This is a genomic window from Marivita sp., assembly GCF_022763305.1.
Lineage (GTDB): Bacteria > Pseudomonadota > Alphaproteobacteria > Rhodobacterales > Rhodobacteraceae > Marivita.
Window position 1 is genome coordinate 37,635 of the sequence record NZ_JALEGT010000052.1, and the last position, 13,385, is coordinate 51,019.

Genomic DNA, 13,385 nt, shown 5'->3' on the forward strand with positions numbered 1-13,385 from the left:
GCAGCGCCGCCCCAAACGGGGCGGCGTTTTGCGTTGTGACATGCCATATCTCGGTGGGTTGCGCCTATTTTGTGTCGAAATCCCATCAAAACACTGGATAAAGTGCAGTTTCTTGATATGGTGAGGACGCATTCGCCAATAAATGTCAGAGCAGACAAAGGATGAGTACGATGGCGGCACCAAAGAAAACACCGACTCCGCGCAAGAGCGATACAGCCTCTGCAGCCAAAGCAACGGCACAGGCGCCGGAGCCCGAGGTCGTGGTGAACGAAACGCCCAAGATCACAGGGCCGGAGTTGAAGAAGAAGGAACTGATCGATCTGGTCGTGGCGCGCAGCGGCGTGAAGAAGCGCGATGTGAAGCCCGTGGTCGACGCCATGCTGGCGCTGCTGGGCGAGACCATTGCCGATGGCCGCGAAATGAACCTCGCACCGCTGGGCAAGCTCAAGATCACGCGCATGAAAAAGACCACCAAGGCGCATATCATCACCACGCGCCTGCGTCGCACGGAACAGCAGGTCACGGATGCACCGGACCCTCTTGCACAGGCTGCCGAGTGAGTCTATGACCCCCGATAACGGGTGATTAGCTCAGTGGTAGAGCGCTTCGTTCACATCGAAGATGTCAGGAGTTCGAATCTCTTATCACCCACCATTCCCTAAGCCGGTTTGACATAGGTCGTTTCGCTTCGGTCTTTCGAGCTGCTCTATTCATTTGCGTATAGGGCAGTTCCGACTTCTTCTATATCTTGCAGTACGTTTGTGAAGTACCACAACTGCGCGGCACTCTACCGTGTGTTTGTTGCCGAGTGTTGTATGTGACGCAGAGTGTACGGGAGTGTCGCACCTCACCCTATACGTTTGTGTGGGATGCTGTGAACTCTATTGAGGCAGGCTGGGGTCGAGTGCCGCCTTTTCATGGACGAACTCGATGAAGCGCCGGATGCGCTTCACGTCGCGCAAATCCTGATGTGTCAAAATCCAAAGGCTGCGCTGTGTCCGAGACGAGAGGGCCTCAATCGCTACGACGCCCGGAAGGTTCTTTCCAACGATATCCGGCAGGCGGGCAATCCCGAGACCGCGTTGGACGAATGCTGCACTGGTTTCGAGGTTGTCCGTCCGCATCACGATCCGTCCATGCGGAAAGCGTCTCAGGGTCTCGCTTTCCGATGACACGACAACGCCATTGTGAATCACAAGTGGAACATGTCTGGCCTGCGTGATTGCCTCGGTTGTGGTTCCATATTTTGCCAGCAGATCTTCATGGGCGAAGAAGCGCAGTGTAAGTTGAGAGATGCGATACCCCCAAAGGCTTGGTTTGGGGTTCTCTTCCGCGCGAAACACGACATCCACCTCGCCAGACGCAAAATCCGCCATGACTTCAGAGACTTTGATGTCCAGTGTGATGTCCGGATAGGTCTGCTGAAATTCGACAAGCACATCGCCAAGTGAATAGGGCAAGAGTTGCGCAGGTGCGCTGATGCGGATCAGGCCCGACATCTCGTTGTCCATACTGCGCAGCGTATCTTCGAGACCGAGCAACTGTTGTTCGATGCGTTGCGCCTGATCGCTGACGGTCAGCCCGGCTTCGGTTGCAACCAGCTTGCCCTGCCGGCGTTCGAACAATTTGACCCCAAGCTCCTGTTCAACCTTGGCCAACTGGCGCGACAATGTCGGCTGGCTTGTCTTCAAAAGACGGGCCGCCTTGACCATGCTACCTTCGCGGTTGATGTTCAAAACGACGCGCAAGGCGCTCCAGTCCAACATGAAGTGTTGCCGGCCTTTCACGGGTTCACAGGATCGTTCATCATCCTGTGAGAAACAGACGAGGTTGGTCAATCCTCGACAGTCGACCGCTTGTGAAAACTGTGTTCGCGAAACAGGAAAACGGGCTTGAACACGGTCACCGCATTCGGTAATGCCTTGCCACACGGGTGATTAGCTCAGTTGGTAGAGCGCTTCGTTTACACCGAAGATGTCGGGAGTTCGAGTCTCTCATCACCCACCATCCCAAGCCTTTGATCAAGCATATCGTTGTCAAACAAGGGGTCGTGGCGCGTTGCCAAAACATTCCCAGACAACACTCAAAACCACCTGCTACGCCGATCCAAACTCTGCCGAAGCGGCGCCGGAGCTTACTGGGCGGCGTCCACGTGGTTCTCGAGCCAATCAAGGACATCGTCGACGCGGGTTCGGGCGACGGGCACTTCGGTGTTGTCGCGCAGGCGCAGGATGAGGCGGCCGTTCTTGCGTTCGGCGCGGATGGCGGGATCGCGGGCCACCCACCACGAGCGGTGCGGCTGCATTCCGTCTTCGGCCTGCGTTTGTGCGACGATGTCGCCAAGACGGGCCCGGGCGAGGGACTTCCTGTTCTCGAAGGTCAGGTGAACATGATGTTCTCGGGCTTCGATGTGGAGAAGCTTTGTTAGCTCGATCTTTTCGCCACCGATGACAAGATGGCGGTCCCCCGCGTTCTCGTGCAGCGTCTTGCGGATCTCGGGAAAGATGAACCGGAAGAAGACAGTCTCGATGCCCTGAACGGCAAAGAAATAGAAGAACAGCTGTCCCGCGAAATCATAGGGGAAGGTGCCGTTGCTCATGAAGGCGACGCTGGTTTCGCAGAGCATCACACAGGGTACCAGTGCCGTAAACCCGATGAGCGGCATCGGCAGGCGCAGATTGGGTAAAGCTTGCGACAGCATCGCGACGATCAACATCGCCAACATGCACACTGCCACATAGAGGGCAAAAACGATCGGCCAGAAGGCGATGGAGAACCAGAACGGCACATAGGACCTCGCGCCCGAGGGATCGGAGGCGATGAAGGCCACCATACAGAGCAGAATGAACAACAGCGCGCGCCGGTGCGTCACCACAAGCGTATAGGTTTCCAGACTGAAGGACATACGTTCGCCCAACAGGTCCCAGAAACGAATTTCTGTTTCCAACACGTGTCTCACGACAGACTGACTACCCCAACTAGTCCGGCTGAAGAGGATATGATTCTGCCTCATACTGGCAATTGGAAGTTGATATCGGTTGAACAGATATCGGTTCACCTGACGCTAAATAGCATCACAAATGCACCTTTGCTGCGAGCGATATGTCACTCGTTCAATTAATGGGCGAGTTTTGGCGCTGCAGGCACATGACCTGCGCTGACGTCACAGAGGCATCGATCAGTGCATGAGGGGGGCAACGCCGTTCAAGAGTCGGGTGAATGTGACATCCCCCGGTTCAATCGAGAGAATTTTCCGAGATGGCGAAGATCATGCCTTTCCTTCCTAAGTCGCGGCACACATCTCGGCTGCCGTTACACGTCCGACTGGGGGAAGGGTGTCAGGATCGGTGAGTCATGGGGGAAGGACGTGTGCCGGTCTAAGCCAATCGGGATCATGTGACCGAGGTCAAGCTTTCCCCACAGCCATTTGTTTCCTGTAGATCATCTCCGGTCACGTGGGGCCCAAAACGTCGACCGGGCGCTTAAGGGCATGGCCGTTAAGCATGGTTAACTCACTGTTTTCAAATGTCTCTTCCAACTCTTTGAGAAAAGCCGGGATTCAAGGTGAAATCGCTCTTGACGGGGCAGGGCGCTGACCATAGAACCCGCGTCACGCCCTGATGCGGGCGGCAGTGAGCGGTTGTAGCTCAGTTGGTTAGAGTACCGGCCTGTCACGCCGGGGGTCGCGGGTTCGAGCCCCGTCAACCGCGCCACCACTGCCCGAAGCATCAACGTGAAAAAGCGCGGTTGTAGCTCAGTTGGTTAGAGTACCGGCCTGTCACGCCGGGGGTCGCGGGTTCGAGCCCCGTCAACCGCGCCACTTCACTCAGAGCGATCCCAGAAAATCCGTCAGAGCGGTGGTGGTTGCCTGCGGCGACTGATCCGGGAAGAAGTGCCCGCCCTCGATGGCGGAGTGCCGCATGTCGGTCAGCCGGTCCGCCCATGTCGCGGGCACATCCAGCATCCGGGCCATGGCCCCGTCCTTCCCATAAAGAACAAGTGCAGGGCATTCGACCCGCCGGTGCAGGTCGGCTTGGTCATCGGACCAGTCGATCTCGATCGCGGCGCGGTAATCGTCGCACATGGCACGGATGCAGCCCGGATTGCGCCAGGCGCTGCGATAGATCTCCAGGAGGTCCGGATCAAAATCGCCGAGGCTCGCCTTGCCGAAGCCCAGAAGGCACCGTTCGAAATAGGTGTCCGGGTCGTGCCCGATCAGTGTTTCCGGAAAGGGATGCGGCTGCGCAAGAAAGAGCCAGTGATAATAGGCCTTGGCCAGTGCGGTGGTCATGTTGCTGAGCAGGTATTCTGTCGGGACGATGTCCATCACGGTCAGGCTTTCGACCGCCGCCGGATGATCCAGCGCCATGCGGTGTACCGTACGCGCGCCTCGGTCGTGGCCTATGGCGTGGAACCGGTCAAATCCCAAGGAGGCCATCAGCGCGACCATGTCCTGCGCCATCAGGCGGAACGTCATGTCCGCAACGGAGGCAGGTTTGCTGCTTGCCCCATAGCCGCGCAGATCCGCGGCAACAACGGTGAAGCGCTCGGCAAGGGCACGGGCAATCGGACGCCACATGGCGCGCGTCTGGGGAAAGCCGTGCAACAGCAAAAGAGGTGGTCCGTTTCCGGCCACCTCGTATGCGATGATCTGGTCGTCTGTGTGGAACCTGTGTGCCTGTGTCATTTCGCCGAGGATGACACCGCCACCACGCTTGTCCAGTCGATATTCGCAAGATCGCTCGTGCGTGCCTGAGCGAAGGTCAGAACGTCCGCAGGGCTGTCGAAACCGGCATATTGCAGGCCGGTCTCGATATGGGTCTGGTCGATATTGCTGACGCCGATGGCGGCGATGGCCCCGACGACAAGCCCTGCGGCGTTGCCGCGACCGGTTGCGCGCGGGGTGAGAATGCGCAGCACGTTGGCGAGGTAGAACAGAACCAGGCCGATGATCAAAAGCGCGATGCCGTTGGTGGCATAGTGGATGAACTGCACCGGCCAACCCGAGCGTACAAGCAAGGACTGTACGGTTTCGGGGTTGTTGGAGGCGTAGAGCGCAACCAACGCAAGGCCAAAGCTGAACCCCGTCATCATGACCGGGCTGTCTGATTTGCGGTTCGACCGATTGCCCATCTCCCAGGGCTTGCGTTCCTCGCGCGCTTCCGCTGGCAACTTGGCAAAGGCCGGGTCCAGCCGCTGGATGCGGGCGTTGAAATCGTTACGATCTTGTTTTCTAAGCACTCGTTTCATGGCGTTAACTATTCGTCATCAATTGTGTCCACATTTGGAACCACTCATGGCCAACTTGCGGAAGTTCACAAAAAGTCTACGGAAGTGACGCCACGTCATTTTAGGCGCTGAGACGTTATTTCTCGCTCAGCGCAGCCAGAATTCGGGCCCAGCTGCGTGCACCTTTGTGAAAACTTTCGATGTCGTATTTCTCGTTAGGGCTGTGAATCTGGTCATCATCCTTTCCGAAGCCGATGAGCATCGACTCGGTGCCGAGGAGTGTCTGGAAGTAACCCGCAACGGGAATCGACCCACCGCTGCCGATGAAGGCAGCGTCGTCCGGCCATTCGGCGCTGAGGGCCGTCCGCGCCTGTTCGAAGGCGGGATTGTCGATGGACATGACCGAGGCCGGGGAGGCGCCGTGCGCCTTGAACTCGACGGTGCAGTCCGGCGGCACCATGTCCGTGACCATCGCCCTGAAGCTCTTGCGGATGGCGTGCGGGTCCTGCTGGCCGACGAGGCGGAAGCTGATCTTGGCGCTGGCCTTCGACGGCAGCACGGTCTTGAATCCCTCGCCCTGGTAGCCACCGCCGATCCCGTTCACCTCGCAGGTCGGGCGTGACCACAACATTTCGAGCGCGCTGCGGCCCGCTTCTCCGGCCAGGTCGCGCAGGCCGACATCTCCGAGGAACGCGCGGTGATCGAACCCCAGTGACTCCCATTGCTGCAGAAGGTCTGCCGGGATTTCGGGGACGCCGTCGTAAAAGCCGGGAACTGTGATGCGTCCCTGATCGTCGTGCAGCGTTGCAATGATCCGGCTCAGCACGCGGATCGGGTTCATGGCGGCACCGCCGAACATGCCGGAATGCAGGTCTTTGTTCGGTCCCGTGATCGTGATTTCCTCGCCCAGAAGACCGCGCAGCATGGTCGTGATCGCGGGCACGCGGCTGTCGAACAATCCCGTGTCGCAGATGAGGGCGATGTCTGCCTTCAGTTCCTCGGCATTCTCTTCGAGGAAGGGAATCAGGGAAGGTGATCCTGACTCTTCCTCGCCCTCGAAGAAGAAGGTGATCTTGCAGGGCAGGGTGCCGTGCACCGCTTTCCACGAGCGGCAGGCTTCGACAAACGTCATCAGCTGGCCTTTGTCATCGGCGGTCCCGCGGCCGCGCAGGACCTTGCCCTTCGGCGTCTCCTCGATCTGCGGATCAAAGGGATCATTGTCCCAGAGATCGAGCGGATCGACCGGCTGCACATCATAATGCCCGTAAAAGAGAAGATGCGGTCCCGGACCGTCGATATGGCCCACGACCATCGGATGACCGGGTGTGGGGCGCTTTTCAGCGTTGACGCCCATCGACTGCAGATCCGCGACAAGCCAGTCGGCGGCGCGGTCGCAATCGGCCTTGTAGGCCGGATCGGTGGAAATGGAGGGAATGCGCAGGAGGTCCTTCAGGCGCTCAAGGCTTTCGGACAGGGTGGAATCAAGATGGTCGAGGACGGGATCGACGGACATGTTCGGGCTCCTTTGCATGTTTGCGCGGAGCCTATCACCCGCCTGCGGACTGTCCAGATGGGCTGGGTTAACTGTCGGGCGGAGCAATGATGCGGGGAAAATGCAGATTATTTTGCGCAAAGGCCGAATGCGGCGCGGCGGCTTGATGCAGATCAAGGCTGCGACGGTTGGTCGTTCCTTATGCACATTGTCAGGACGGAACGCGATCTATATCCATTCTAAAACGTGAATGCGACATGGGGCGTGGGGATGCCCCTCAAGATCGCAGGCTGAAGGAGATGCCGGTGCACTACGCAGACAAACTCGACGAAGCGCTTAATCGTTTGCACGAAGAGGGCCGCTATCGGACGTTTATCGACATCGAGCGTCGCAAAGGTCAGTTTCCGCATGCGGTCTGGCGCAAGTCGGATGGCACCGAACAGGACATCACCGTCTGGTGCGGCAATGATTATCTCGGCATGGGGCAGCACCCCGCAGTGCTCGCGGCGATGCACGAAGCGCTCGATGCCACCGGCGCGGGTTCGGGCGGCACGCGCAACATCTCCGGCACGACCGTCTACCACAAGCGCCTCGAAGCCGAGCTTGCCGACCTGCACCAGAAAGAAGCGGCTCTGCTGTTCACGTCTGCCTATATCGCCAATGACGCGACGTTATCGACCCTGCCGAAGCTGTTTCCCGGTCTCATCATCTACTCGGATGCGCTGAACCACGCGTCGATGATCGAAGGTGTGCGCCGCAATGGCGGGGCCAAGCGTATCTTCCGTCACAACGATGTGGCGCATCTGCGCGAACTCTTGGCGGCTGACGATCCCGAAGCGCCGAAACTGATCGCATTCGAGTCGATCTATTCGATGGACGGTGATTTCGGACCGATCGAGGCGATCTGCGACCTGGCCGACGAATTCGGCGCGCTGACCTATATCGACGAGGTGCATGCGGTCGGCATGTACGGTCCGCGCGGTGCCGGTGTGGCCGAACGCGACGGCCTGATGGGGCGCATCGACATCATCAATGGCACACTGGCCAAAGCCTATGGCGTCATGGGCGGCTATATCGCGGCATCTGCAAAAATGTGCGATGCCATCCGGTCTTACGCGCCGGGCTTCATCTTCACCACCTCGTTGCCCCCAGCGGTCGCTGCCGGTGCCGCAGCGTCGGTTGCGCATCTCAAGACAGACCAGAGCCTGCGCGACAAGCACCAGCTGCAGGCCAAAATCCTTAAGATGCGCCTGAAGGGTCTGGGTCTGCCGATCATCGACCACGGCAGCCACATCATCCCTGTCATCGTGGGGGATCCGGTTCATACAAAGAAACTGTCGGACATGATGCTCGACCGGTTCGGCATCTATGTGCAGCCGATCAATTTCCCGACCGTTCCGCGCGGGACCGAACGTCTGCGCTTCACGCCGTCGCCGGTGCATGGTCCTAACGAGATCGACAAACTGGTGCGCGCAATGGATGAGCTTTGGGCGCATTGTGCGCTGAATCGCGCCGAACTGAGCGCCTAGCACTTGGAATCAGTGCAAATTACCTTGTCGTATGGTATCTAAAGAGTAATAAAACGCGCGACTCGACTCAGCTGGTACGCGCGACGCAGGCAGCGTGTAGACGGTTGGTACGGCAAGGGGCAGCGAGTATGATTGGGCGCAAAACCCAAAAACCATCGCAGGACATCACCGAAGCAAAACCGCGTGGATTCGATGATTTCGAACTCAGGCTCGGGGATGTTATGCGGGGGGAACGCGCCACTCTCGGAAAATCCCTGCTGGACGTACAGCGCGAACTGCGCATCAAGGCCAGCTACATCGCCGCCATCGAAAACTGTGATCCAACGGCATTCGACACGCCCGGCTTCATCGCGGGTTACGTGCGGTCCTACGCGCGTTATCTTGGCATGGACCCGGATGATACCTTCGCCGTATTCTGCGCCGAAAGCGGGTTTGAAACCGCGCATGGTATGTCGGATGCCGCATCGTCCCGCAAGAAGCCCGACAGCGCCGTGGCATTCTCGTCAAGCCCCGCGCGTGATCCGTTCTCGCAGCCGGCCCTACCATTTGCCCCTAGCAGCGATTCCGTGCTGTCCCGGATCGAACCCGGTGCCATCGGATCGACACTAGTGCTTGTCCTGTTGTTGGGTGGGCTCGGCTATGGCGGCTATTCCGTCCTGCAGGAGGTGCAGCGCGTTCAACTGGCTCCGGTTGATCAGACCCCGGTCGTGCTGAGCGATCTCGATCCGCTGCAAAGCGCAGTCTCGTCCGAGGAAGAGACCGTCGCATCTGTCGACACCGGCGCCGCCGCAGGTGTCTTCACGCCGCCCGCCAGTGTCGAAGCGTTCGACAGGCTCTACCGCCCGCAAGCTCTGGACGTACCGGTTCTTGTTGCGCGGGATGCGCCCATCTCCACGCTTGATCCCAACAGTGTTGGCGCGTTTGCCCAAGTGGCCACGCAGAGCCTGCCCAATGTCGATCTTGAACCGGCCGCGATCCGCACCGCGTCTGCCGCAGCGGCGCTGCCGCAGGATGGCGTGACTGTCATCGCGGCACGCCCGGCCTGGGTACGTGTAAGGGGCGACGACCGATCGGTGATCTTTGAACGGGTCATGGCGGCCGGGGAAACCTGGACTGTGCCCGCGTCTGAAACGGATGCCCTGCTCAATGTGGGCGAAAGCGGCGCGGTCTACCTTGCCGTGAACGGCCAGACGGTTGGACCGGTGGGACCGTCCGGCACCGTGACCTCGGACCTGCCTCTGGATGGGCCGACCCTTGCCGCGATTCTCGAGCCGGCCCGCGACGGCGCTGATCCCGACCTGACCCGCGTGCTTGCGGATCTGGGCAGCGATCCGGCGCAACCGACGATCGGCCAGCCCAAGATCCTCGAAGACAGCGCGCCGGGTGTAACCCTTGTCGCCGTCCGCCCTGCATGGATCCGGGTGCGCGCGGCCGATGGCACGGTCATCTATGAAACGATCATGAACGCGGGCGACACGTACGAGGTTCCCGTGACCGAGGAACCGCCGACCTTGCGTGTGGGCGAATCCGGGGCCATCTATTTCGCGATGAACGGTCAGACCTATGGTCCGGCGGGGGCCCGCGGATCGGTGACGTCGAACCTCGCTCTGTCGGTCGACTCGCTGTCCCAGACCTATTCGGTCGCCTCGATCGAGGCGGACAGTGATCTGGCGCGCGTTGTTGCCGAACTCACGGTCGAGCGCCTGACCGACTGATCTACACATCCCGTCTGGAAACGCTTGCGACACCCGTTCGGCGGGCCTAGCTATATGTGTGAAGAGACTGTACAGTTTGGTTGACACTTTCCGCGACAGGAGGGCTGCATGAGCCTCAATCACATTCGCCCGTGGCGCAACATCTACCGCCGGAAGTCGCGCCAGATCATGGTGGGCACTGTGCCCGTCGGGGGGGATGCGCCGATTTCGGTGCAGACCATGACCAACACGCTCACACCGGATGTGAAGGCGACCATTGCGCAGGTTCAGGCGGCGGCGGATGCCGGGGCAGATATCGTCCGGATTTCGATCCCGGATGAAGACAGCTCTCGCGCGCTTAGGGAAATCGTGCGTGAAAGCCCGGTTCCCATCGTGGCGGACATCCATTTCCACTACAAGCGCGGCATCGAGGCGGCCGAGGCGGGGGCGTCCTGCCTGCGGATCAATCCCGGCAATATCGGCTCGCCCGAGCGGGTCAAGGAAGTCATCAAGGCCGCACGCGACCACAACTGCTCCATCCGCATCGGCGTGAACGCCGGCTCGCTGGAGAAGCATCTGCTCGAGAAATACGGCGAACCCTGTCCCGACGCGATGGTGGAGTCCGGTCTCGATCACATCAAGATCCTGCAGGACAACGATTTCCACGAGTTCAAGATCAGCTGCAAGGCGTCCGATGTCTTCATGGCCGCCGCCGCCTATCAGCAATTGGCAGAAGCCACCGATGCACCGATTCACCTGGGCATCACCGAGGCCGGTGGCCTGATGTCAGGCACGATCAAATCGGCCATCGGTCTGGGCAATCTGCTCTGGATGGGCATCGGCGACACGATCCGTGTGTCCCTGTCCGCCGATCCTGTGGAAGAGGTGAAGGTCGGGTATGAGATCCTGAAATCTCTGGGTCTGCGCCATCGCGGCGTGAACATCATTTCCTGCCCAAGCTGTGCGCGGCAGGGGTTCGATGTGATCAAGACGGTCGAGACTCTGGAAAAGCGGTTGGAGCATATCAAGACCCCGATGAGCCTGTCGATCATCGGCTGCGTGGTGAACGGTCCGGGCGAAGCGCTGATGACGGATGTCGGGTTCACCGGTGGCGGCAATGGGGCGGGCATGGTCTATCTCGCGGGCAAGCAGAGCCACAAGATGTCGAACGACCAGATGATCGACCACATCGTCGAACAGGTCGAGAAGAAAGCCGCCGAACTCGAAGCATCAGGCGCGCAGGAAGCGGCGGAGTAGGGACAGACCAGCCAGGCGCGTTCGACCGCGCTTGGCCATCGGTTTCGGAACAGGCGCGGTGCCTGCGTTCGACGTTTACCGCGCTTCGGCCACGATCTGTTGCATCGCGTCGAGCGGCACGTAGCCCCGCACCAACTGGCCTGCCATCACGAAGGACGGTGTCCCGTTGATCTGCAAGGCCTGAGCCAGCGCCCGGGTTTCGGCCAGTTGCTGCGAGATGCTGTCACTGTCCATCGCCGCGAGCACGGCATCGGCATCAAGACCCAGCGTATCGGCCAGACGGCGCAGCACCGCATCGTCCAGATCGCCGTTCATCACGATCAGCGCTTCTTTTGCAGCCTCATAGGCGTCGTCGCCCGCAACCTCACGCGCGGCAAGGGCGAAGCGCGAGGAGATAACCGAATTCTCGCCAAGGATCGGGAATTCCTTGGCGATGTAGCGAATGTTGCCGTCCAGTTCGAGCAGCTCGGCCACCTCGGGATGCGCCTTGCGGCAGAAGCCGCAGCGATAGTCGAAGAATTCCACGATGGTCACATCCCCTTCGGGATTGCCGCCCACCCAGGAATAGCCGTCGTTGAAGATGGCGTCGGCGTTGTTCTCGATCAGCGCGATGTCACCCTGCGCCTGTTGGGCCGCCTGCCGCTCTTCGAGCACCTGCACTGCTTCCATGATGACTTCGGGGTTTTCCAGCAGGTAGGCCCGCACCTGCGCACCAAAGGCGGCGCGGTCCGCATCCGACATGTTGGACAGGTCGAGGTCGGCGGCCTGAACGCCGGTGGCCATCAGCAGGGCGGCAAAGGAAAGGGCGAGGCGGGTTTTCGACATGAGGGTCTCCGATCAACAGGCTCAGCGCCGCGAGGCGCTTTGAGCAGCACTTAGCACATCCTGTGCGCGTTGCCATGGGCCGGATCCGCGCGGGAGCGCGCCCTCGGCCCGGTTGGCGTGAATGGCAGCATCCTTGAGCCGCCCCTGAACCGCATAGCGTTCGGCGGTCACCAGTGACGCCATCGCGTTCTGTCCGTTCTTGGCATAGGCGGTGGCAAGATCGCGCAGGATGCGGGTGTCGCTGAAATCGCGTCCGCGCGCGGCCTCCAGCGTCTTGAGCGCGTCCTGTGCCTGTCCGGCGGCCAGCTGCGCGCGTCCAAGACCGCCAAGGATCAGCGGCTCGCGCGGGGCAAGCCGGGCAGCGGCGGAATAGACTTTGACGGCATCTGCGGCACGGCGCGACTCAAGCAGGATCTGACCCTTGAGGTCGCGCAGAAAGGGATCATTCGGGCGCGCCGTGATGGCGGCATCGATCTGACCCAGGGCGCGCCCCAGATCGCTCTGGCGGTGATAGGCCACGGCCTTGCGCAATTGGGCAATGTCCGGCGTCGGGCTTTCATCGGCGCGCCTCAGGGTCCAGCTTGGCGCCCGGGTGAAGGCGGTAAGCTTGCCCTTGGCGCGGGCGAACCAGTACTCGGCGGTCGGATCGGGCGCGGTCCTGGCCGAAGCACCGGCCACCAAACCTTGCAACGCGCGCATCCGGTCGCGTGTCAGCGGGTGCGTGCGCATATAGGGATCCTGACGCGCATCCGCGAGCGCGTCCTGACCGCGGAACAGCTCCTGCACCTCGAGCGCGCCTTGCGGGTCGACCCCGGCGCGAACGAGATACCGGATCGAACTGATATCGGCCGACGATTCCTCGGCCCGGGAATGCGCCAGAAAGCTCCGCATGGCAGAGGATTGCACCCCGATCCCGAGTCCGACCGCCGCCTGCCCATTGCCCGCCGCCGCCGCTGCCGCCGCCAAGACCATGCCAAGCCCCGCCGCGGTGCGTGCCGTCCGCATGTTGCCCAGACGCCGGGCGATATGGCCATTCGCGATATGCGCCGCCTCATGGGCGATGACGGCCTGAAGCTGGGCCGCGCTGTCCAGCTTGGTCAGAAGTCCGGAATGGATGAAGATGTGCTGGGTGTCGATCACAAAGGCGTTGAGCGAGCCATCATCGATGAGCAGGATGCGCACCTGGCTCGGGCTGAGCCCTGCGGCCCGCAGCACCGGCGCGCCCAACTCTTCAAGCGCGTGCTCGATATCGGCATCGCGCAAGAGCGTGACCGCCCGCGCGGGGGCGGCCGCGATCAGAAGACAAAGGCACAGCGCCAAGCCCAACTGTCGCACCAGATGCTGCGTCGCGTGATACAT

The 13,385-nt window shown here is 60.7% G+C and carries 11 protein-coding genes and 4 tRNA genes; 8 read left to right on the top strand and 7 right to left on the bottom strand.

The genetic code is table 11. The features are described 5' to 3' along the window. Positions 1–170 precede the first annotated feature (170 nt). Entirely contained in the window at positions 171–560 is a 390-nt protein-coding gene (locus MRY75_RS09940) for an HU family DNA-binding protein (protein ID WP_292307418.1), read from the top strand. Positions 561–579: 19 nt separating this feature from the next. Continuing rightward, positions 580–654: transfer RNA gene (locus MRY75_RS09945), tRNA-Val, on the top strand. 227 nt (positions 655–881) lie between these two features. Here the strand turns inward: MRY75_RS09945 and MRY75_RS09950 are convergent. After that, a complete protein-coding gene (locus MRY75_RS09950) occupies positions 882–1,931 on the bottom strand; it encodes a LysR family transcriptional regulator (RefSeq protein ID WP_292307419.1) in 1,050 nt (349 codons plus the stop codon). Here MRY75_RS09950 and MRY75_RS09955 point away from each other — a divergent pair. Next, positions 1,932–2,007 (top strand) — tRNA-Val (locus MRY75_RS09955). A gap of 127 nt (positions 2,008–2,134) precedes the next feature. Here MRY75_RS09955 and MRY75_RS09960 read toward each other — a convergent pair. Beyond that, a complete protein-coding gene (locus MRY75_RS09960) occupies positions 2,135–2,905 on the bottom strand; it encodes a LytTR family transcriptional regulator DNA-binding domain-containing protein (RefSeq protein WP_292307420.1) in 771 nt (256 codons plus the stop codon). A 731-nt stretch (positions 2,906–3,636) separates the two neighbouring features. On the opposite strand from MRY75_RS09960, the gene MRY75_RS09965 reads away from it, so the two are divergent. Next, positions 3,637–3,713: transfer RNA gene (locus MRY75_RS09965), tRNA-Asp, on the top strand. 30 nt (positions 3,714–3,743) lie between these two features. Then, a tRNA-Asp gene (locus tag MRY75_RS09970) sits at positions 3,744–3,820 on the top strand. 6 nt (positions 3,821–3,826) lie between these two features. Here the strand turns inward: MRY75_RS09970 and MRY75_RS09975 are convergent. The 3 genes from MRY75_RS09975 to MRY75_RS09985 all read right to left on the bottom strand — a co-directional run bounded on the left by MRY75_RS09975 (position 3,827) and on the right by MRY75_RS09985 (position 6,742). Further along, positions 3,827–4,687: an alpha/beta hydrolase gene (locus tag MRY75_RS09975; RefSeq protein WP_292307421.1), complete on the bottom strand. Its 861-nt coding sequence runs from the start codon at positions 4,685–4,687 to the stop codon at positions 3,827–3,829. Then, on the bottom strand, positions 4,684–5,250 hold the full coding sequence (locus MRY75_RS09980; protein WP_292307422.1) for a hypothetical protein: 567 nt from the start codon (positions 5,248–5,250) through the stop codon (positions 4,684–4,686). The genes MRY75_RS09975 and MRY75_RS09980 overlap by 4 nt, the downstream gene beginning before the upstream one ends. A 115-nt stretch (positions 5,251–5,365) precedes the next feature. After that, a complete protein-coding gene (locus MRY75_RS09985) occupies positions 5,366–6,742 on the bottom strand; it encodes a M20/M25/M40 family metallo-hydrolase (RefSeq protein ID WP_292307423.1) in 1,377 nt (458 codons plus the stop codon). A gap of 284 nt (positions 6,743–7,026) precedes the next feature. Between MRY75_RS09985 and hemA the strand changes: the two genes are divergently transcribed. The 3 genes from hemA (at position 7,027) to ispG (ending at position 11,201) form a co-directional block, all read left to right on the top strand. Then, entirely contained in the window at positions 7,027–8,250 is a 1,224-nt protein-coding gene (gene hemA / locus MRY75_RS09990; protein ID WP_292307424.1) for a 5-aminolevulinate synthase, read from the top strand. A gap of 128 nt (positions 8,251–8,378) precedes the next feature. Continuing rightward, on the top strand, positions 8,379–9,965 hold the full coding sequence (locus MRY75_RS09995; protein WP_292307425.1) for a helix-turn-helix domain-containing protein: 1,587 nt from the start codon (positions 8,379–8,381) through the stop codon (positions 9,963–9,965). A gap of 108 nt (positions 9,966–10,073) precedes the next feature. Then, the gene (gene ispG / locus MRY75_RS10000) at positions 10,074–11,201 is read left to right on the top strand and encodes a flavodoxin-dependent (E)-4-hydroxy-3-methylbut-2-enyl-diphosphate synthase (RefSeq protein WP_292307426.1); all 1,128 of its coding nucleotides are present in this window, start codon (positions 10,074–10,076) and stop codon (positions 11,199–11,201) included. A 75-nt stretch (positions 11,202–11,276) separates the two neighbouring features. Here ispG and MRY75_RS10005 read toward each other — a convergent pair whose 3' ends face one another. After that, positions 11,277–12,026, bottom strand: coding sequence for a DsbA family protein (locus MRY75_RS10005; protein ID WP_292307428.1), 750 nt, complete (start codon positions 12,024–12,026; stop codon positions 11,277–11,279). 21 nt (positions 12,027–12,047) lie between these two features. Then, positions 12,048–13,385 (bottom strand): M48 family metalloprotease, encoded by a 1,338-nt coding sequence (locus MRY75_RS10010; RefSeq protein WP_292307430.1) that lies wholly within the window; start codon positions 13,383–13,385, stop codon positions 12,048–12,050.

Bases quoted from the DNA above. Each gene is read 5' to 3' on its own strand.
- MRY75_RS09995 (WP_292307425.1), top strand. From the start codon at position 8,379: ATGATTGGGCGCAAAACCCAAAAACCATCGCAGGACATCACCGAAGCA.
- MRY75_RS09985 (WP_292307423.1), bottom strand. From the start codon at position 6,742: ATGTCCGTCGATCCCGTCCTCGACCATCTTGATTCCACCCTGTCCGAA.
- MRY75_RS09980 (WP_292307422.1), bottom strand. From the start codon at position 5,250: ATGAAACGAGTGCTTAGAAAACAAGATCGTAACGATTTCAACGCCCGC.
- MRY75_RS10010 (WP_292307430.1), bottom strand. From the start codon at position 13,385: ATGTATCACGCGACGCAGCATCTGGTGCGACAGTTGGGCTTGGCGCTG.
- ispG (WP_292307426.1), top strand. From the start codon at position 10,074: ATGAGCCTCAATCACATTCGCCCGTGGCGCAACATCTACCGCCGGAAG.
- MRY75_RS10005 (WP_292307428.1), bottom strand. From the start codon at position 12,026: ATGTCGAAAACCCGCCTCGCCCTTTCCTTTGCCGCCCTGCTGATGGCC.
- MRY75_RS09975 (WP_292307421.1), bottom strand. From the start codon at position 4,687: ATGACACAGGCACACAGGTTCCACACAGACGACCAGATCATCGCATAC.
- MRY75_RS09940 (WP_292307418.1), top strand. From the start codon at position 171: ATGGCGGCACCAAAGAAAACACCGACTCCGCGCAAGAGCGATACAGCC.
- MRY75_RS09960 (WP_292307420.1), bottom strand. From the start codon at position 2,905: ATGTCCTTCAGTCTGGAAACCTATACGCTTGTGGTGACGCACCGGCGC.